The sequence below is a fragment of the Cohaesibacter marisflavi genome (assembly GCF_900115225.1).
Lineage (GTDB): Bacteria > Pseudomonadota > Alphaproteobacteria > Rhizobiales > Cohaesibacteraceae > Cohaesibacter > Cohaesibacter marisflavi.
The window spans coordinates 34,577-53,881 of record NZ_FOVR01000010.1 but is presented as its reverse complement, the minus strand read 5'-3'; the positions used below and the strand labels follow the sequence as shown (position 1 = coordinate 53,881).

General features: G+C 56.2%; 16 protein-coding genes and 1 other RNA gene. 3 read left to right on the top strand and 14 right to left on the bottom strand.

Annotated features, from left to right (window positions below):
- Nucleotides 1–71 precede the first annotated feature (71 nt).
- From murB to pdxR, 14 genes are all read right to left on the bottom strand, one after another.
- Nucleotides 72–1,025, bottom strand: a complete 954-nt coding sequence (gene murB / locus BM258_RS16690) for a UDP-N-acetylmuramate dehydrogenase (protein ID WP_090074223.1) — start codon at nucleotides 1,023–1,025, stop codon at nucleotides 72–74.
- An 8-nt stretch (nucleotides 1,026–1,033) separates the two neighbouring features.
- Entirely contained in the window at nucleotides 1,034–2,443 is a 1,410-nt protein-coding gene (gene murC, locus BM258_RS16685; RefSeq protein WP_090074221.1) for a UDP-N-acetylmuramate--L-alanine ligase, read from the bottom strand.
- Nucleotides 2,440–3,546, bottom strand: coding sequence for an undecaprenyldiphospho-muramoylpentapeptide beta-N-acetylglucosaminyltransferase (murG, locus tag BM258_RS16680; RefSeq protein WP_090074219.1), 1,107 nt, complete (start codon nucleotides 3,544–3,546; stop codon nucleotides 2,440–2,442). Before murG ends, murC begins: the two co-directional genes overlap by 4 nt.
- Before the next feature lie 146 nt (nucleotides 3,547–3,692).
- Entirely contained in the window at nucleotides 3,693–4,835 is a 1,143-nt protein-coding gene (ftsW, locus tag BM258_RS16675; RefSeq protein ID WP_090074217.1) for a putative lipid II flippase FtsW, read from the bottom strand.
- Nucleotides 4,832–6,295 (bottom strand): UDP-N-acetylmuramoyl-L-alanine--D-glutamate ligase, encoded by a 1,464-nt coding sequence (gene murD / locus BM258_RS16670; RefSeq protein WP_090074215.1) that lies wholly within the window; start codon nucleotides 6,293–6,295, stop codon nucleotides 4,832–4,834. The genes ftsW and murD overlap by 4 nt, the downstream gene beginning before the upstream one ends.
- 80 nt (nucleotides 6,296–6,375) lie before the next feature.
- Complete coding sequence (gene mraY / locus BM258_RS16665; RefSeq protein ID WP_090074214.1) at nucleotides 6,376–7,461, bottom strand: phospho-N-acetylmuramoyl-pentapeptide-transferase; 1,086 nt, start codon at nucleotides 7,459–7,461, stop codon at nucleotides 6,376–6,378.
- A 46-nt stretch (nucleotides 7,462–7,507) separates the two neighbouring features.
- Nucleotides 7,508–8,911 carry a UDP-N-acetylmuramoylalanyl-D-glutamyl-2,6-diaminopimelate--D-alanyl-D-alanine ligase gene (locus BM258_RS16660; RefSeq protein ID WP_090074212.1) on the bottom strand — a complete coding sequence of 468 codons (1,404 nt, stop codon included), beginning with the start codon at nucleotides 8,909–8,911 and terminating at the stop codon, nucleotides 7,508–7,510.
- Nucleotides 8,908–10,404 carry a UDP-N-acetylmuramoyl-L-alanyl-D-glutamate--2,6-diaminopimelate ligase gene (locus BM258_RS16655; RefSeq protein ID WP_090074210.1) on the bottom strand — a complete coding sequence of 499 codons (1,497 nt, stop codon included), beginning with the start codon at nucleotides 10,402–10,404 and terminating at the stop codon, nucleotides 8,908–8,910. The genes BM258_RS16660 and BM258_RS16655 overlap by 4 nt, the downstream gene beginning before the upstream one ends.
- Before the next feature lie 44 nt (nucleotides 10,405–10,448).
- Nucleotides 10,449–12,182, bottom strand: a complete 1,734-nt coding sequence (locus BM258_RS16650) for a peptidoglycan D,D-transpeptidase FtsI family protein (RefSeq protein ID WP_090074207.1) — start codon at nucleotides 12,180–12,182, stop codon at nucleotides 10,449–10,451.
- Between the two features lie 9 nt (nucleotides 12,183–12,191).
- Nucleotides 12,192–12,563: a cell division protein FtsL gene (gene ftsL / locus BM258_RS16645; protein WP_090074206.1), complete on the bottom strand. Its 372-nt coding sequence runs from the start codon at nucleotides 12,561–12,563 to the stop codon at nucleotides 12,192–12,194.
- The gene (rsmH, locus tag BM258_RS16640; RefSeq protein ID WP_090074204.1) at nucleotides 12,560–13,600 is read right to left on the bottom strand and encodes a 16S rRNA (cytosine(1402)-N(4))-methyltransferase RsmH; all 1,041 of its coding nucleotides are present in this window, start codon (nucleotides 13,598–13,600) and stop codon (nucleotides 12,560–12,562) included. The genes ftsL and rsmH overlap by 4 nt, the downstream gene beginning before the upstream one ends.
- Nucleotide 13,601: 1 nt before the next feature.
- On the bottom strand, nucleotides 13,602–14,081 hold the full coding sequence (locus BM258_RS16635) for a division/cell wall cluster transcriptional repressor MraZ (RefSeq protein WP_090074203.1): 480 nt from the start codon (nucleotides 14,079–14,081) through the stop codon (nucleotides 13,602–13,604).
- A gap of 408 nt (nucleotides 14,082–14,489) precedes the next feature.
- An RNA gene (gene rnpB, locus BM258_RS16630) (RNase P RNA component class A) lies at nucleotides 14,490–14,875 on the bottom strand.
- Between the two features lie 33 nt (nucleotides 14,876–14,908).
- Nucleotides 14,909–16,396, bottom strand: a complete 1,488-nt coding sequence (pdxR, locus tag BM258_RS16625; protein WP_175528125.1) for a MocR-like pyridoxine biosynthesis transcription factor PdxR — start codon at nucleotides 16,394–16,396, stop codon at nucleotides 14,909–14,911.
- Nucleotides 16,397–16,551: 155 nt separating this feature from the next.
- Here pdxR and BM258_RS16620 point away from each other — a divergent pair, with 155 nt between their 5' ends.
- The 3 genes from BM258_RS16620 to BM258_RS16610 all read left to right on the top strand — a co-directional run bounded on the left by BM258_RS16620 (nucleotide 16,552) and on the right by BM258_RS16610 (nucleotide 19,267).
- A complete protein-coding gene (locus BM258_RS16620) occupies nucleotides 16,552–17,220 on the top strand; it encodes a pyridoxamine 5'-phosphate oxidase family protein (protein ID WP_090074199.1) in 669 nt (222 codons plus the stop codon).
- Between the two features lie 212 nt (nucleotides 17,221–17,432).
- On the top strand, nucleotides 17,433–18,842 hold the full coding sequence (locus BM258_RS16615) for an MATE family efflux transporter (protein WP_090074429.1): 1,410 nt from the start codon (nucleotides 17,433–17,435) through the stop codon (nucleotides 18,840–18,842).
- Complete coding sequence (locus BM258_RS16610; RefSeq protein WP_090074197.1) at nucleotides 18,839–19,267, top strand: glyoxalase superfamily protein; 429 nt, start codon at nucleotides 18,839–18,841, stop codon at nucleotides 19,265–19,267. Before BM258_RS16615 ends, BM258_RS16610 begins: the two co-directional genes overlap by 4 nt.
- Nucleotides 19,268–19,305: the final 38 nt, after the last annotated feature.

Sequence of the window (19,305 nt, the reverse complement as noted above, 5' to 3'; positions counted from 1 at the left end):
CCGCCTGCAAAATCGTCAAGCATGAGGCGGAAAAATATCAGATGAAGAAGATGCGAACACGAGCGAGCAAATCAGTCCTGCTGGAAAGGGTCGACGCGAGTGCCTTCAACAAAGGAGCCAATGCGTTTGATTTCCCAATGCAATTCAAGGCCGGTCATATCCCGCACTTTGCCACGGATCTTCTCGCCGAGCCGCTCGATATCCTCGGCAGAGGCCTCCCCGGTATTGATTAGGAAATTGGTGTGCTTGGGCGAAACCTGCGCCCCTCCGAGCTTGAAGCCCCTGAAACCGGCCTCGTCCACCAGCTTCCACGCACTCATCCCTTCGGGATTTCGGAAGGTGGAGCCGCCGGTCCGTTCTTTGGTTGGCTGGTTCTCTTCACGATAGGCAGACACGTCATCCATCTCGGCCTTCAGAGCCTCCGGATCACCCGCCTCGCCCTGATAGGTCGCTTCGGTGAAGATATAGTCCGACGGCACGGAACAAGAGCGATAGCCATGCCCTAGATCTGCCGGGGTCAGCTTGTGAATAGTGCCCTGTCGGTCCATCGCACGCGCACCGAGCAAACGCCTCTTGGTTTCATCCCCATGAGCGCCCGCATTCATGCGTAAGGCACCACCAATCGAGCCGGGAATGCCCTTATAAAAGGCGAAGCCAGCCACGCCTTGCCGCGCCATCTGCTGGGCAAAGCGCATGTCCGGCATCGCTGCACCGACCTTGACGACATAATTGTCATCAACCTCAACAGAGCTGAAAGCCCGCCCGGAAAGCCGAATGACAACGCCTTCGATGCCCCCATCCCGCACCAGCAGGTTCGAGCCAAGGCCGATGGTGGTAACAGGAACATCTTCGGGCAGGTTTCTGAGAAAATAGGACAGATCTGCTTCATCGGCCGGATTGAAGAATAGCTGCGCCGGCCCCCCTACCCGAAACCAGGTGAAGCTCGCGACATCGAAATTGCTGGAAAGGCGCCCGCGCACCTTGTCCGTCCAGCCTCCCAGCTCTTCTAGCAGATCCTTGAACATCCTACAGCCTACTCTCCCGCCAGAGCCTTGAGCGCATCGGCAAGACCGTTGGCCCATGTCGTGATGCTCCCAGCACCAAGGCAAACCACATAGTCGCCAGGCTCAGCCAGATCTTTAACACGCTGGGCCAGCCCGTCTGACGGACCAAGCAAAGCTGCGCCGCGATGGCCATGGCTCTTCAAGCCTTCGACCAGCGCCTCGGCATTGACCCCTTCGATGGGCTTTTCCCCTGCCGGATAAACATCAGCCACCAACACATGGTCGGCGATATTCATGCAGGTGCAGAAATCTTCGAAATGATTTTGCAGGCGCGAATAGCGATGCGGTTGCATGACAGCAATCACCTTGCCTTGCGAAGCCTGCCGGGCGGCACGCATAACCGCGCCGATTTCCACCGGGTGGTGCGCATAATCGTCGATAATCTCGATGCCGTTCCAGCTGCCGACACGGGTAAAGCGACGCTTGACCCCACCAAAGGCCGAAAGCCCCTTGCGGATGGCATCAGCTGGAATTTCCAGCTCATGGGCCACAGCAATCGCCGCTGTCGCATTGGCAACATTATGCTCACCGGGCATGGGCAGCGTGAGACCGGAAATCTCTTCTACCGCCCCACTGCGGCGATCTCGGATCTCGACGGTGAAACGGCTGATCCCTCCATCAGAGCGCAAATCCTTATAGCGCACATCCGCCTGCGGGTTGGTGCCGTAGGTCACGATGCGCCGGTCTTCAATCTGCCCAACCAAGGTCTGCACCACCGGGTGATCAAGACACATGGCCGCAAAGCCATAGAAAGGCACATTTTCAACGAACGCCCGGAAGGCATCCTTCACCGCATCATAGGTGTGATAATGGTCCAGATGCTCTGCATCGATATTGGTCACGATGGCAATGTCGGCCGGCAGCTTGACGAAGGTACCGTCAGACTCATCCGCTTCCACCACCATCCAGTCACCGTCGCCCATGCGGGCGTTGGTGCCATAAGCATTGATGATGCCGCCATTGATAACCGTCGGGTCCATGCCCCCCGCATCAAGCAGAGCCGCAACCAGCGAGGTGGTGGTCGTTTTGCCATGGGTGCCGCCAACAGCAATAGCCGATTTGAAGCGCATCAGCTCGGCCAGCATTTCGGCGCGGCGCACAACGGGCAGAAGCCGCGCACGGGCTTCCTTGAGTTCGGGATTATCAGGCTGGATCGCCGAAGACACGACAATCACCTGCGCATCACCGATATTCTCGGCGGCATGCCCGACCATGACCTTGATGCCCTTCTCGCGCAAACGCACCACATTGGCCCCTTCGGCAATGTCGCTACCCTGCACCGTATAGCCGAGTTTGAGCAACACTTCGGCAATACCGGACATGCCGATCCCGCCGATCCCGACAAAATGGACCGGACCAATATTCTGAGGCATCTTCATTTGGCAACTCCTGTATCACCTGCCAGTTTTTCCACCAGATCAGCCAGCCTGTCGGCAGCGTCCAGTTTGCCCTGCCCACGCGCAGCCTCGGCTGCTGCAGTGAGCTTTTCGGGATTGGCAATCAAATCTTCAAGCAAATCGGAAATATCATTCGGACGCATACCGCGCTGTTGCAAGACCCAAGCGCCGCCCGCCTCTTCCAGTACCTTGGCGTTTGCATGCTGGTCCTGATCGAGCGTACCGGGCAGCGGCACGAGAACAGAAGGGCGACCAATGGCCGCCAGCTCGCTGACAGAGGAAGCCCCAGAGCGGCAAATCACCAGATGCGCCTTGGCAATCTCGGCGGGCATATCAGAGAAGAAGGGCGCCAGCTCGGCTTTAAGCCCGAGCTCACGATAGCCGACCTTGACCTTCATCAGGTCTTCAGGGCGGCATTGCTGCACAAGGACAATGCGTTCACGGATTTCCTGAGGCAAGCGCCCCAGTGCACCGGGCATATATTCAGAAAAGAAGCGCGCGCCCTGCGAACCACCAAACACCACCAGCCGGAATTCACCTTCCGCACCAAATGGCGTGTAAGCCGTTTCAGCGGCCAGCGCCACGGCAGGCCGCACCGGATTGCCCGTCAAGGCGACCTTATTCTCAAGCCCCTCAATCCCCTTGAGGATCGGGAAGCTTGCAGCAATGGCACTTGCCCCCTTGCCCAGAAAGCGGTTCGCCCGCCCCATAACCCCGTTCTGCTCATGCAGACAGGTCGGCAAGCCCAGTGAGCGGGCAGCGAGCATTGGCGGCACGGTGGGATATCCCCCAAAGCCAACCACAACATCAGGCTTCAGCGTCTTGATGACCTTGCGCGCTGCCATATAGCCTTTGGCCAGCTTGAGCGCTGCCTTGGCCATCTTGACCGGATTTTTCACCGATGGCGTCGCAGAGGGAATGATCTGTATGCTTTCGGCCGGGAAGTCCTGCCCATAGCGCGTCGCCCGTCCATCGGTTGCCAGATGCACCGTCCAGCCGCGCGCGATCAGCGCATGGGCCAAAGCCTGGGCCGGAAACAGATGACCGCCGGTTCCACCTGCCGTAAGCAAAACAGTTTTCGTCATTCATTCATCCACCCCTTGGGTGGCTCCTTGCTTGCCGCTGCACAAAGGCAGCTTCAGGGCAAATCCGGCAGGACTGATACCTGCTCTTTGCGGGGTCTTCCGCATAGTCCTATCCGCAAAGTCTGTCAACTTTGAGAAGGCTTACCTCAATCGTAGGGTTTGAAAAACTGCCTTTTTTCCATCCCGATTTCGGGGCGCTTGCGCGTCAGGGCCAAAAGCAGCCCCATGGTCAGGGCAACGGAGAGAAGCGACGATCCACCATAGGAAATGAAGGGCAAGGTCATGCCCTTGGCAGGCATCAGCTTCAGGTTCACCGCAATATTGATAACAGCCTGCAGTCCAAACAACAGCGCTAGACCGGAAATGGCAAGCCTCTTAAACAGATCCTGCGTTTGCAGCGCCAGCTTCAGAGCCCGCACCACGATAAACAGATACACCGAAATCAACACCATGCAGGCGATGATGCCGAATTCCTCGGCCAGCACGGCAAAGATAAAGTCCGTATGAGAGTCAGGCAATGTGCGCTTGACCGTCCCCTCACCCGGACCGACGCCCAGCCAGCCACCACGGATAATCGCATCCATCGCCGTATCCACCTGAAAGGTGTCCCCCGACGCAGGGTCGAGAAAGCGGTTGATACGACCGGTTACGTGCGGAACGAAGAAATAGGCCATCGTCAAGCCGCCAACCCCGAGCCCCATCAAAAGGAAGATCCAGAAAATCGGCATGCCCGCCATAAAGAACAGCCCCGACCAGACCATGGCCAGCAGCACAGTCTGCCCGATATCAGGCTGGGCAACCAGAAGCGCCACAGCGATCATGAAGATGACGATGGAAAAGAGGTTTCCCGGTATCTCTGGCCTGCGGTCATTCTCGGCAAAGAGCCACGCAACGATCACCACGAAGGCTGGCTTCATGAATTCCGATGGCTGCAGGGAAAATCCGGCGATGGAAATCCAGCGTTGCGCTCCTTTCACCGAGCCGCCCACCAGAAGCGTTAGCACCATTCCAAAAAATGCGCAGACCAAAACGAATAGCGCCAGCCTCCTTGCGCCTCGCGGACTTAAGAAGGTAACCCCGATCATGATGCCCAATGCCACGGGAACGAACATCGCGTGACGTTTGACAAAATGGAAGGCATCAAGATTGAGCTTCATGGCAATGGCCGGACTGGCCGCCATGGAAAGCACCAGACCGAAGAACAACAGCAGAATAAGCGCAACAAGCATCGGGCGGTCGATTGTCCACCACCATTCTGTCAGCATATTTTTCCGTGTTCGGTGCATCAATGCCCCTCACTAACCAGAGTGTCTGAAACCGTGTCCTGATCGGCAACATGCGCAGCATCGACCGACACATGCCCCGTTTCGAGGTAGTGATGCACAGCATCGCGGAATACATCGCCCCGCGTCGTAAAGTTGGGGAACTGATCAAAGGATGCACAGGCAGGTGACAGCAGAATGACCTGCTCTGCCTTATTGCCCTTGGCGACGCTTTCCTTGCTAGCCGCCACTGCACGCTCCAGCGCAACATCCATATGACCACAAAAGCTGAAGGCAACCCCGTGTTTGGAAAGGGTGGCGGCGAATTCTTCCGAGGCTTTACCGATGAGATAGGCATGTTCAATGCGATCGAAATAATCCACCAGCGAGGTGATACCCCCCGCCTTCGGAAGACCGCCCAGAATCCAGTGCACCTTGGGAAAAGACGCCAGCGCGCGCGAGGTCGCATCCGCATTGGTCGCCTTTGAATCGTTGATGAACAGCAGCCCATCCGCAGCGCCGACCTCTTCCATACGATGCTCAAGTCCGCCGAAGGACTTAAGTCCAGCCACAAGAACCGAAGGCGGAAGATCCAATTGGCGCGCAACAGCCACAGCAGCCGCTGCATTCTGCGCATTGTGTGTGCCGCGCAAGGCGCGTGCCTGATCCAGATTGAAAAGAAAATCCCCTTCCATGCTTTGCAGCACGCCATCGGGGGCAGAAACCATCGCGCGTTCATTGCCAAAGCCGGAAACGGTAACGACAGGATGTCCCTTCAAGCGCAGATTCGAGGCCACATTGGCGCAGAGACGATCATCCAGCGCCACAACTGAAAGTTCCGCCGCCGTCACCATGCGGCTTTTGATGCGGGCATAATTGAGAAGATCCCCATGACGATCCAGATGATCGGCAGAGATATTCAGCAGCACCCCGATAGACGGATCGATGCTTGGCGCAAGGTCGATCTGATAGGAGGAGACCTCGATCACATAGATGCGATCCGGTGCGATGGGGTCAAGCGCCAGAATGGGCGTGCCGATATTGCCGCCCATCTGCACATCAAGCCCCTCGACAGAGAGCAAATGGGAAATCAGCGCCGTAGTGGTCGACTTGCCGTTGGTCCCCGTGATGGCAATAAAAGGCGCATCAATGCCGCTTGCCCTGCGCTGACGACAGAACAACTCAATGTCACCGATAACTTCCACACCAGCGGCCTCAGCCTTTTTAACGCTCCAATGAGGTTCGGGATGGGTAAGCGGAACACCGGGCGCCAGCACCAGCGCGGCAAAGTCTGACCAGTCAGCCATTTGCAGATCGCAAATCTTGACGCCCTCGATCAGGGCAGCTTTGTCGCGACTGGCTTCCTTGTCATCATAGGCAAAGACCTCTGCGCCGCCAGCCGTCAACGCTTCCAGCGTGACCAACCCGCTTCCGCCGAGCCCGAATACCGCAACTTTTTTGCCTTCAAATATGGTAATCGGGATCATGTCTCTTTCCCTTACAGAATGAATGCACCAATGCCGTCATCACAGTCGGGGCGCAGACCCCGCATTTGCTCGTTGCCTGATTAGCGCAACTTGAGCGTAGACAGGCCAATCAGGGCCAGCACAACAGCAATGATCCAGAACCGGATCACCACCTGGGCTTCTGTCCATCCCTTATGCTCAAAATGGTGATGAATTGGCGCCATACGGAACACGCGTCGGCCGGTCAACTTGAAGGAAGCCACCTGAATGATCACGGACACAGCTTCCAGAACGAACAGACCGCCAACAATGGCCAGCACCAGCTCGTGCTTGGTGACCACGGAAATCGAGCCCAGCATACCGCCAAGTGCCAGCGAACCGGTATCCCCCATGAAAATGGCAGCCGGAGGCGCATTGAACCACAGAAAGCCGAGCCCCGCCCCAACCATGGCGCCGCAAAGCACCAGCAACTCACCAGTGCCCGGCACATAGTGGATCTGCAGATACTCAGCGAAAATCTCGTTACCGGAAAGATAGGCGATCACACCGAAAGTGGCGCTGGCAATCATAACCGGCACAATGGCCAGCCCATCAAGACCATCCGTAAGGTTGACCGCATTGCCCGCCCCCACAATCACGAACATGCCGAAAGGAACAAAGAACCAACCCAGATCCAGCAGGATATCCTTGAAGAAGGGGAAGGTAACCGAGGTGGAGAAAGCATCCTCGCCAAGCTGGGCAACAGCAAAGCAGGCAACACCGGCAATCACCGCCTCGATCGCCAGCCGCATCCGGCTGGAAAAGCCCTTATGCGAGGAACGGGACACCTTGAGATAGTCATCATAAAAGCCGATCAGCGCGAAGCCGACCGTAACGAACAGCACGATCCAGACATAAGGGTTGGCCCAGTTTGCCCAAAGCAAGGTCGCCATGATCATCCCCGTAAGGATCATCAAACCACCCATGGTCGGCGTACCTTTTTTCGTCAACAGATGGCTTTGTGGTCCATCCTCACGAATGGGCTGCCCTTTACCCTGACGCACCCTCAGGCCGCGAATAATGGCCGGGCCAAACAAAAACACGAACAAAAGCGCAGTGATAATGGCACCGGCGGTTCGAAACGTGAGATAGCGGAACACGTTGAATCCGGAAATCTGATCGGATATTTCGACAAGATACATCAGCATCTTAGATACAGGCCTTTCACATACGCTACCGGTTCAAGCTTCCGGTTTATTTCTTAAATTCTTCCAACAAAGCCGCCACAATCGGGCCCATTCTGGAGCCAAGGGAGCCTTTGACCATGACTGAATCCCCTGCTTTGACAGCAGCAAGAACAGGGGAAATCAGATCAGCCGACGCTTTAGCATAGGCACCGCGCCGTGTCATAGGTAGTTTTTCCCAAAGATGGGCCATCTCTGGCCCGCACAGAAAAACAAGATCAACATCTGCGGCCAACAAAGGCTCAAGCACACCTTCATGCATGGCCTTGCTGTCGTCACCAAGCTCAAGCATATCGCCCAATACGGCGATCTTGCGACCAGACGTCGTTATCAGCCCCAGCGCAGCAAGGGCTGCGGCAATAGAGGATGGGTTGGCGTTGTAACTCTCATCGATTACAAGCAAGTCGCCCCCTTCCGCACAGAGGGTATGACGCTGCCCTCGCCCCTTGCTGGCCCCATGGCCAGCCAGCGCTTCAGACGCAGCCTTCACATCCCCCCCCACCAAGGACACAGCCCCCAGAACAGCCAGCGCATTATGCGCCAAATGCTCACCCGGAGCGCCGATATGGCACTGCACCATATTACCGAGCAGATCAACAGATACATCTGAACCATCCGCCTGAAGATCAAGCGCAGAAAGCTGCACATCTGCGCCCGCAGTCCGTCCAAAGCGGTAAATATGGGCAACGCCCTCAGCCTTTGCCCGTTCTGCAAGGAAGTCGGCAAACGCAATATCGCCATTAAAAAGCGCAGCTCCGCCGGGAACCACGCCCTCGAATATTTCCGCCTTTGCTGCTGCAATGTCATCGATGCTGGAAAAGTTTCCAATATGCGCAGCAACGATGGTGGTGATCACCGCCAGATCCGGTTGCACCATTCCGATAAGATGACGAATCTCACCGGGATGATTCATCCCCACTTCAAAAATGCCGAATTCTGTATCGCGAGGCATGCGCGCAAGCGTAAGGGGAACGCCCCAGTGATTATTGAAAGACGATACGGCAGCATGCACCTTGCCGCTCGGCTTCAAGGCAGCCCACAAAGCATCTTTCGTGCTCGTCTTACCCACACTGCCGGTAATGGCAATAACCTTGCCAGCCACACGCGCCCGCGCAGCGCAACCAAGGCGCTCCAACGCCTTGAGCACATCTTCCACGAACAAGACCCGTTCAGTGAGATCTGAAAAATCGCTCTTTTGTGCCTCTTCCAGCACGACCACAGCAGCTCCGCCATCAAGAGCCGCGCGCGCAAAGGCATGCCCGTCAAAGCGATCACCCTTAATGGCAAAGAAGGCATCGCCTGCGCCCACTGTGCGGCTATCGATAGAAATCCCCGACACATCGTCAATCGCCCCGGGCTGACCGAGCGGCGCAATGGCCTGAACAAATTCCCCCGATGCCCAAAGTGCAGTCACACCATCTCTCCCTTGCCACTCTCTGCCAAAGCCTTGGCAACGGCCTCATGATCGGAGAAAGGAAGCGTTTCGCCCAGAACGGTCTGCCCGCGCTCATGGCCCTTGCCGGCAACCAGCAGAATGTCACCCGGCTTCATCATGTCGACACCATAGGAAATGGCATCCTGACGACCGCCGATTTCGACCCCGTTTTCAACAGGTTCCATGACGGCAGCACGGATAAAGGCAGGATCTTCCGAACGCGGATTGTCGTCAGTAACAATGGCATAGTCGGCGAAATCATTAGCCACCTGTCCCATCATCGGACGCTTGCCCGTATCCCGATCACCACCTGCGCCAAAGACAACAATCAAACGCCCCTTGACGAAAGGCCGCAACGCCTTGAGCGCAACTTCCAGAGAATCCGGCGTGTGGGAATAATCAACATAGATGGCGGTGTCTTCGCCCGCATGAGCAACCAGCTCCATGCGGCCGCAAGCCCCCTTGAGCTCCGGAATTGCCTTGAGGATATCAGCGGCTTCAACGCCGCTGGCATGAGCCATCAGGCCGGCAACCAACACGTTGGAAACCTGAAAGGCCCCGACCAACGGCACCTTGCAAGAAACATCCCCCCAGAGCCCGGAAAGCGTGACAATCTGATCGAGCCCCTCAACAAAGATGGACTGAATGACCAGATCGGCCTTGCTGTCATGGCCAACCGTGAGGCATGTCAGCCCCCTCTTTTTGGCCACGGCCAGAAAATGAGCGCCGCTGGCATCATCAAGATTGATGATCGCCGTTCCATCAGCTTTGACCAAACGGGAAAAGAGCTGACTTTTGGCATCGCGGTAATTCTCAAGGGTACCGTGATAGTCCAGATGGTCGCGGGTAAGGTTTGTGAAAGCGCCGATATCGACCGGCAGGCAATCAAGGCGCTTTTGTTCCAGACCATGGCTGGACGCTTCAAGAGCTAGATGGGTCACCCCTTCGTCTACCAGAGCGCTCACACTCTGCATCATGCCAACGGGATCCGGGGTCGTCAGGCCACCATAGGAACTGCCCGAAGGGCCTTCAATGCCGATCGTGCCAATATTGGCCGCGCATTGGCCACTGGCCGCCCAGATCTGACGCAAGAAGGAAGCGATGGAGGTTTTACCGTTGGTGCCGGTTACAGCGGCAACCTTTTCAAGCGCCACCTTGTAGAATGACCCAGCCAGATTGGCCAGAGCCAGATGCGGATCTTGCAGACGGAAAATAGGCTTACCGCTAGGGTCAAAATCACGAGGCAACGCGGATTGATCAGAGATGATCGCCAATATGGCACCCTGCTCCAGAGCCTTGGGAACAAATTGCGCCCCATCGACCTGCGAGCCAGGCACCCCGACAAAGATAAACCCTTTTTCAACAAGACGGCTGTCTCCGGTAATACCGGTTACATCCTTCTCGCCCAAATTCACCAAAAGAAAATCCGCAATGGGCTCTTCAAGTCCGCCCAGCAATTCCACCACTTTCATCCAACAGCACTCCGGCCCGATTCACGACAACCTTACCCCAAGGTTTAAAAGGATGCCTCGACGGTTGGAACTATCTTTTGTCCAAATCGTGGTTTAACCCCCAAAATAGAGCCCACTCTGCGGATAACTGCCCCTGCAGTGGGCGCGGCATTCACACCAGCGGTCGCATAGCCGTAGGTTTCCTTGAGGCCTTTGGGCTCATCGAGCATCACCAGAACGATGTAACGCGGATTGTCGATCGGGAAAGCAGCCAGAAATGAGTTGCGTAATTTATGATTGTCATACTTGCCGTCAACCACCTTCTCGGCGGTGCCCGTTTTGCCACCAACCAGATAGCCATCAACACGGCTGCGCTTGCCAGATCCCTTGACCGCATTGAGACGCATCAAATAACGCACCTCGGCGCTCGTTTGTTCACTGACAACACGGTCCGAATGATCGACGCCGGCTTTCTCCTGATCACTCATCTTGAGGAAAGTGGGTTTGACATAATAGCCACCATTTACAAGAGCCGCAGCAGAAGCAGCAAACTGCAAAGGCGTCACCTGCAAGCCATGGCCGAAACTGATCGTCATGGTGGAAAGATCGGTCCAGCGCTTTACCGATGGATAGACCGGCGCTGCGGTTTCGGGCAGCTCTGTTCTCACGCGATCAAGCAGATGTGCTTTACGCAGGAAGTCCCGATGACCTTCCTTGCCAACCTTGAGCGCCATTTTGGCTGACCCGACGTTGGATGAATAGATGTAGATCTCAGGAACCGACAAAATCCGTTTCTTAGCATGGAAGTCGCTGATGGTGCTGCCCCGCACACGGATCGGCTGGCGCGCATCAAAGCTGTCATTCAGGTGAACCGAGCCGGAATCCAGCGCCATGGCCACCGTCATGGTCTTGAAGACGGACCCCATTTCATAAACACCTGCGGTCATGCGGTTCAGACGATCTGGTTTGTTGACATCGACCGGATTGTTGGGATCGAAGTCCGGCAGGGAAACCATGCCCAGCACTTCCCCATCCTTGACATCAAGCACGATGCCCGCAGCCGCAATCGACTTGAACTTGGTCATGCTCTTGTACAATTCATCACGCAGTGCGTGCTGCACGCGCAAATCAATGGACAATTTGACAGGATCAGGCTCCATCGAGCTCCCGGCAGGCCCGCCATCAGCCTTTGCCAAACCAGCGGCGTCGATATATTTTTCCATACCGGCAATACCGACATTATCGACATTGACGATGCCCAGAATATGGGAAGCGGTCGGCCCTGCGGGATAAAAGCGCTTATTCTCGCTCTTGTAGCCAAGCCCCGGAATACCCTTCTCGTGAATGGCCTGCTGCTGCTTTGGCGTCACCTCGCGCTTGATCCAGGTAAAGCCAAGCTTCTTGTTGGACAAGCGACGGCGCAGTGACTGGGAATCCAGATCCGGGAACACACCCGTAATCGCATCCAGAGCCTCTTCCACATCAATAATACGGTTCGGCTCGGCATAAATAGAGGCAGTCTTGATGTCTGTTGCCAGAATTTCGCCATTGCGGTCAACCAAATCAGGGCGGAACGTCGCGATTGCGCCTTGGGCAGAGCCCATTTGCGCCATTGCAGGGCTATCCAGCCCGAGCATGACAAGACGCGCGAACATCGCCATGAAGCACAAACCGAAGACCCCCATGGCCATCAGGATACGCCCGCGCGTTGCCCGTGATCGTTCCTTGTTCGCCCCTTCGAAATCGAAACGATGATCGATCGTGCTTGCTATGTTGAATTCGCCAGAAGTATCAACCATGACCGCCCCCTATTGCCTTTTCGCTGATGCGGGATGAGCGTGCTCAAGCAGCTCTTCCAGATCATCAACCACGGCACCGGGCAGCGTAGCCTCGCCCGAACGATCAGGCACATCGCCGATATCACCGATCTGATAGGGCTCGATCGTCTTCAGCCCCAACTGGTCAGAGAACTCATCCGTCAGCCGCTGGATACGCTGGGGGCGGTTGAGATAGCTCCACTCTGCCTTGAGCAGCAGAAGAGCGTCTTTCTCATCCTGGATTTGCCCCTTCAAGATGGCGATTTTCTCCCCCTCCTCTTTGGCCTCATGCTTCACCTGAAAGAGCCAGAAGGCTCCCATCAGAGCAAAAAGAACGAGAAGAAAATTGATGAGTCTGCTCATGAAAGGCCTCCAGAGCGGCTCTCCGCCAACATTCGGGGCAATCCAAGCCCGCTCGCATCCAACATATGAGGAGCCGCACCTGTCCGCACTCCGGCTCGCATCTTGGCCGAGCGTGCACGCGGATTGCGCTCCAGTTCTTCCTCATCAGGCCCAACCCCGCCCTTCACCAGCATGTCAAAGCTGGGAGCCGCCAGATCCTGCTCCGGCATATGACGAGATCCGCCTGCATGGGTTTTCGAACGCTCCTGAAAGAAGCGCTTCACAATCCGGTCTTCCAGAGAGTGGAAGGTAACAACGACCAGCTTGCCGCCCGGCTTCAGGCAGCGCTCAGCGGCGACGAGCCCATCAACTAATTCGTCCAGCTCACCATTCACAAAAATGCGCAGAGCCTGAAAAACGCGGGTTGCTGGGTGAATTTTCTGCTGGGGTTTACGGCCCACGACACGCTCGATCACATTGGCCAGATCCAGCGTGCGCGAAAAGGGAACGGAGCCACGACGTGCCACAATGGACCCAGCAATACGGCGTGCCTGCTTTTCCTCACCAAGCTCGCGAAAAATCCGCACCAGCTCTGCCTCGGAATAGTCGTTGATGACATCCGCCGCTGTCGGTCCGCTCTGGGACATGCGCATGTCCAGAGGCCCGTCATTCATAAAGGAAAAGCCGCGTTCAGCCTCATCCAACTGCATGGATGAAACGCCGATATCCAGCACGACAGCATCAAGCGGCGCGCACCCTGCTTCGTCGGCGATGTCCGCCAGCTCGCCAAAGCATCCCGCCACGAATTTCAATTTATCGCCATATTGCGCCTGAAGCACAGCCGCACGATCAGCCGCTTCCGGGTCACGATCCACACCAAGGACATTGGCGCCGCACTTGAGAATAGCTTCCGAATAGCCGCCAAAACCGAAGGTCCCATCCAGAACCCACTGCCCTTCCTCGGGTGCAAGCGCATCAATCACAGGCTTGAGCAGAACAGGCACATGGCGCGCTGCAGAGCCAGAGCCGTCTGGGTCCATTTGTGTGGAAGATGTCATATTACGCTCCTTCCCCTGCCTGCCGTAGCGCCTGACGGCGCGCGCTCAGGGATTTGCGAAGCGCGATTGCTTCCTTGGCGGCTTCCACCTTGAAAGCTTCATATTTTTCGGGCTGCCAAATCTGGAACTTATAGCCATGCCCCACGAAGACCACAGAGTCCGTGATACCGGTATGCGCCTTGATTTTCTCGCTCAATACCACGCGTCCATCCTTGTCGATCTTCAGACTCTCGCTTTCACCCAGCAGAGCCGTTGCAAGTATCTCGCGCTCTTCGGTGAAAACATCGAAAGGCTCGAGATATTCATCAATTGCCTTGCGCAAACCATGGCCACCAGCATCGACAGCAGCACGGTCCATAGACGGACTGCAAAACAGCCCTTCAGTGCCTTCGCGGGCAAGAATCTGCCGATAAGGAGCCGGGATAGACACCCGACCCTTTGAATCCAGCCGATTCACATAATTGGACACGAAATCGTCCATACGCACTGCCTTCAGAAAGCCTACACCGCCGCTTGTCTGCCCGCTGACACAGTCGTTGAACCGATTTTTTACTTGGTTAGGTCATTACTAACGACATGGTCTGAGCATCACCCTTAATGGGATACCATGGGATATTATGGGCGTCAATGGATTCTGATGGATTCAGAACGCACCTCTTAAGAGAGATAGTCTAAGAAAGTTAACGTTAACAAAGAGTTGCGAAAAACCAGAAAAACAGACGCAACAAAAATAATATCGGGATAAGTATTTTGGCTAAAACGACAAATAGCGTTGGCTAACGCTTTCCAAATCACATGTAGAAAAGTGCAAAAATCAATCTGCCAGCGGTTTGCAAAGCAGATAGCCGTCCACAAAGAGGGTTTTTGTTGCCAAATTGTTAAGAAAAGAAATACCAGTCGGTCTGTAAGCCGGGTTTTGTACGGCAAGACCGAGGCCTTGCGCGGCAACCATTCATCTGCGGCACCCATTGCTGAATGCCTCTAGCAACCCACCCGAATGACTGGCCTGAAAGCCGGCTGGGCCGAAGCCCGCATCATTCCTATTCGGTTTTGCTCCCGGTGGGGTTTACCCTGCCACCTTCATTACTGAAGGCGCGGTGAGCTCTTACCTCACCCTTTCACCCTAACCTGACCGTAGTCAGGCGGTTTGCTTTCTGTGGCACTTTCCCTAGAGTCGCCTCCGCCGGGCGTTACCCGGCACCGTGCTTTCATGGAGCCCGGACTTTCCTCACCGGATTGCTTTCGCGCGACCGGTGCGGCTGCCCGACCGACTGGTGCGATGGGAACTAAGCCCTAAACGGCTCAAGGTCAAGGGGCCATCTGGCAAAGAAGCTGTTCCAGTTGATCAACGCCCTTGGCAAGCGCCCCCTCATCACTGGCCGCAAAGCCTAAAAGCACGCCAGGCTTTGGCGAGGTTTCGCCCGACCAGTAAAGAGACGACAAGGCCGCCCCCTCCATACCCCTTGTCAACATGGCATCCAGCAGCGCGCGATCATCCAGCCCCATTGCCTTACCATGAAAATAGGCTGGCAGCTGTATTCCCCCATCAGGAAGCGCAGGCCGCAACCATGCCCCGACCCTCTCTTGCAACAGCAACACCAGACGATCACGCCGGCCCTTATAAACCCGCGTCATGCGCGTAATGTGGCTGCGAAGATAGCCTTCGCGCAGAAAATCGCTCAACGCCCATTGCACGATAACCGGAGGCACCGCACCAACATTGCGCAAACAGCGTTTGACAGGATCAACAAGCCTCTTAGGAACAATGAGATAGGCCACCCGAAGGCCGGGATTAAGCGCCTTTGAAAAGGTGCCCATATAGATAACGACACCGCGCCGATCCAGGCCTTGCAGGCTGGAAATCGGAGCGCCGGAAAAATGAAACTCGCTGTCATAATCATCTTCAAGGATGAAGCACTCCTTCCTCTGCGCATAGCGCAAAAGAGCCAGCCGCTCTTCCAGCGCCATGGTCCGACCCGTCGGGAACTGATGTGAGGGCGAGCTGTAGATAAGTCGGGGGGACGAAGACAAACCAGCGTCGCCTGCAAGGGCCAGATAAGGAGCGTCATCGTCAATGCGAATGGGCAAGCAGCGTGCCCCCACGGCGCTCAGAGCCGCCGTCATGCCCGCATAACCGGGCTCCTCATGCAAAGCCACATCCCCCTCATCAAGCAACAGACGCGCCACCAGATCCTGCGCAGCCTGCGCCGAGGAAAGGATCATGACCTGATCCGCATCCGCAACAACTCCGCGCGCCACCGAGGCATGCTCGATAATCGCTTCTTTAAGCGCTGGCAAACCGGAATAATGGGCATAGCCCAACATCTCTTCATGCAGCGCAACCTGCCTCGCAGCGCGGCGCAACAAACGCGCCCAGACATCATGGGGGAAATCCTTCACGTCCGGCATGCCGGTCAGGAAAGTGAGAGAGCCGGGCTTATCACGTCGGGGCACGGCCATCATCCGATCGGCACTTTGGGAAAGCCTTGCAGAAGACAGCGCCGCCTCTTCGTTTCCTTCACCAAAATGCCCACCATGAAACCCGCGCGATGCTTCACTCACGCGCGTTCCACGTCGCCCGTCCGCTTCCAGATAGCCTTCAAGCCCCAATTGTTCATAGGCAAACAGCACCGTATTGCGCCCGACAGCCAAGTCCGCAGCCAACTGTCGTGAGGCTGGCAGACGCGTTCCCGGTTTCAAACGCCCCTGTTCAATCAACTGCCGAATGCGCAAGAAGAGCTGCCGCGCCAGCCCATCCGTGTCACTGCGATCCAGCTCTATCTGCGCCGCCAGCATATTTGGCTCCATTAAATTTACAACTATGGCTCTTTATTTAGAGCCAAACCTGTCTTTTAATCAAGCCAAATGATGGGCCACCCGCCTAAACATCCATATTCAAGGCACCACTGCGCTCCGTTTGACCAGACGCCGACAGATCAGAAGACAGACCAATGACCGAACCAACACAAGACAGTTTTCCCGTCACCCCGACCAACAAGATCAGGGTTGCCAAGCGCGCCAATTACGACAGGGACACCCTGTTTGCCATTCTAGACGAAGGCCTCATCGCCCAAGTCGGATTCGTACTGGATGATAAGCCGATTGTCCTGCCCATGGCCTATGGCCGCATTGACGACCAGATCTATATTCACGGCGCAAAAGCGGCCCGCATGCTCAAGAAGCTCAAGGAAGGCCTGCCCGTCTGCCTCAATGTGACACTGGTGGATGGCCTCGTACTGGGCCGCGCAGCCTTTCACCACACCATGAACTTCCGCTCTGCCAACATTCACGGCACCGCCCGTCTGGTAGAAGACGAGAAGGAAAAATACGACGCGTTGGTCGCCATCACCGATCATCTGGCTCCGGGCCGTTGGGATGAGACACGGGAAACAACCAAGAAGGAAATAAACGCCACAACCGTGATAGCCGTCACGATTGAACAGGCCGCTTCTAAGATCCGTGGCGGCATGCCCATTGATGACGAAGAAGATTACGACCTCGATTTCTGGGCTGGTGTGGTTCCCATCAGCACCAGTTTTGGCCCGGCCATCGACGATGCACGGCTCAAGGCAGGCATTCCTGTCGCCGATAGCATACGCAAGCTGACCAGCCGTCGATAAGACAGCCCGGCGAGCGGCGCCCTCAGCTTGACAAAAGCAGGGTGCAGGGATATATCCCCCGGACGGTTGCAGACACCGGCCGCTCGCAGGCCTTCGGGTCATGGTGAAGCTCTGTTATCAAATTCTGATTATTTCAGCCCCACATGCATTTCATGCGGTTGGCAATGCGAGCCCCGTCCAAAGTCAAGAAATGCGTTCTAAAGGAGGCTGAGATGTCATCAGACACCTCACGCAAATCAACTGCGCGCAATTCCTTTACCCAAGGCTCCCTTGCGTCGCTTTTTGCCCAAAATGCCCTACCCATCATCTTCGTGATGAGCATGAACGGTCTTCTGGCTGTCGTGGATGCCATTTATCTTGGTGTCTATGTCGGTGCAGAGGCCCTTGCGGCCGTCACACTGATGTTTCCCATCTATATGCTCGTCGTGGCGCTCTCCACGCTGGTTTCAAGCGGCATGTCCTCGCTGCTTGCCCGGCATCTGGGCGCAGGCGATATGCTCCGCTCGAGACAGCTCTTTTCCGGCTCCCACGGGCTCGCCCTTCTTATCAGCATCCTGCTGATCGGTGCGTTCCTCCTGTTTGGCCATCACATCACGATGCTCATGGCGAGCGGTGATGATGCTCTCTCAGCGATGGGACACATCTATTTGCGCATCACAATACTGGCCACTCCGATTGTCTTCATTCTGGCGCTGCATGGCGACGACCTGCGCAACGAAGGGCACGCCCCTCTCATGGCCGCCATGAGCCTGTTGGTGACGCTGGCCAACATCCTGTTCAACTATGTCCTGATCGCTCTCATGAACATGGGCGTTGCCGGTTCGGCCTATGGCACGGCAGCAGCGCAGGGACTGGCCCTTGTCATCGTAATTGCCTATCGCCATTGGGGAGCTTGCAAACTCACCCCGACGGAGATTGTCAGGCATTCGCCGTTGAGTGACTGGAAGGCCATTTTGGCCCTCGGCGCGCCACAAAGCCTCAGCTTTATCGGCATGTCCATTGTCTCCACAGCCACCATCATGGCGACCCAGTGGATGGCAAGCCCCAATTATGCGGTGACAATCTCGGCCTTCGGCATAACGACGCGCATCATGACCTTCTACTTCCTGCCGTTACTCGGTCTGTCCTTTGCGATGCAATCCATCACGGGCAACAATTTCGGCGCACAAAAGTGGCACCGGTCAGATGCAAGTCTGCGCATTGCATTGGTGTTGGCACTCGTCTATTGCCTCATCGCCGAACTGTTGTTCCTGCTTCTGCCAAGAGCCATCGGCGGGCTTTTCGTCAATGAAGAGGCCGTGATTGCCGAGGTGGGGCGGATCATGCCGTTGATGACGCTCATGATCATTGCTGCGGGGCCTCTACGCATCGTTGCGGCCTATTTTCAAGCCATTGGCGACGCCAAACGAGCCGCCATGCTCAGCTTGACGAAGTCATACATCTTCATGCTGCCACTGCTGTTTGCCTTGCCGCTCCTGCTGGGAGAACGGGGTATCTGGCTTGCCAATCCTATTGCAGAATTGCTGCTGCTCGGCACGACAACTCTCTTACTCATGCAAACAGCCCAGAGAACAAACCGCAGATGGGGCCTCTTCACAACCCCAAGGGAGACGGAAAAATGAGCAATAGTCCCACAACGGCTGAAGAGGCCAAAAAGCAGGCCAAACTGTTACGCTCCAAACTGAAGGACGACGGACTGGAGATCTCACACAGCAAATCACTGGAACTGATCGCCCAGCAATATGGCTTTCGGGACTGGAACACGATGTTCGCCCGCTTTGGCAACCGCCCCACCCGCGCGTGGCAACAGGGCGATCGCGTATCCGGACTTTATCTCTCGCAGGCATTTCAAGCAGAGATCATCGCCGTCAAAAAGCTCTCAGATGGTACGTATCGGCTGACATTCCAATTTGACCAGCCGGTCGATGTCATCACCTTCGAGGGCATGAGCAACTATCGAAGCCGCACCTCACAGGTGATCGGACCAGATGGCACGACCAGAGAGAAAACCTCTGATGGTCGCCCGCACATGATCCTCGATATCTAGACTTGCCAATAGAAGCGAAAAAGAAAGGCGCGAGCCCT

Coding starts and splice junctions, on each gene's coding strand:
- murB (WP_090074223.1), bottom strand. CDS start 1,025: ATGTTCAAGGATCTGCTAGAAGAGCTGGGAGGCTGGACGGACAAGGTG.
- murC (WP_090074221.1), bottom strand. CDS start 2,443: ATGAAGATGCCTCAGAATATTGGTCCGGTCCATTTTGTCGGGATCGGC.
- murG (WP_090074219.1), bottom strand. CDS start 3,546: ATGACGAAAACTGTTTTGCTTACGGCAGGTGGAACCGGCGGTCATCTG.
- murD (WP_090074215.1), bottom strand. CDS start 6,295: ATGATCCCGATTACCATATTTGAAGGCAAAAAAGTTGCGGTATTCGGG.
- mraY (WP_090074214.1), bottom strand. CDS start 7,461: ATGCTGATGTATCTTGTCGAAATATCCGATCAGATTTCCGGATTCAAC.
- BM258_RS16655 (WP_090074210.1), bottom strand. CDS start 10,404: ATGAAAGTGGTGGAATTGCTGGGCGGACTTGAAGAGCCCATTGCGGAT.
- BM258_RS16650 (WP_090074207.1), bottom strand. CDS start 12,182: ATGGTTGATACTTCTGGCGAATTCAACATAGCAAGCACGATCGATCAT.
- ftsL (WP_090074206.1), bottom strand. CDS start 12,563: ATGAGCAGACTCATCAATTTTCTTCTCGTTCTTTTTGCTCTGATGGGA.
- rsmH (WP_090074204.1), bottom strand. CDS start 13,600: ATGACATCTTCCACACAAATGGACCCAGACGGCTCTGGCTCTGCAGCG.
- BM258_RS16635 (WP_090074203.1), bottom strand. CDS start 14,081: ATGGACGATTTCGTGTCCAATTATGTGAATCGGCTGGATTCAAAGGGT.
- pdxR (WP_175528125.1), bottom strand. CDS start 16,396: ATGCTGGCGGCGCAGATAGAGCTGGATCGCAGTGACACGGATGGGCTG.
- BM258_RS16620 (WP_090074199.1), top strand. CDS start 16,552: ATGACCGAACCAACACAAGACAGTTTTCCCGTCACCCCGACCAACAAG.
- BM258_RS16615 (WP_090074429.1), top strand. CDS start 17,433: ATGTCATCAGACACCTCACGCAAATCAACTGCGCGCAATTCCTTTACC.
- BM258_RS16610 (WP_090074197.1), top strand. CDS start 18,839: ATGAGCAATAGTCCCACAACGGCTGAAGAGGCCAAAAAGCAGGCCAAA.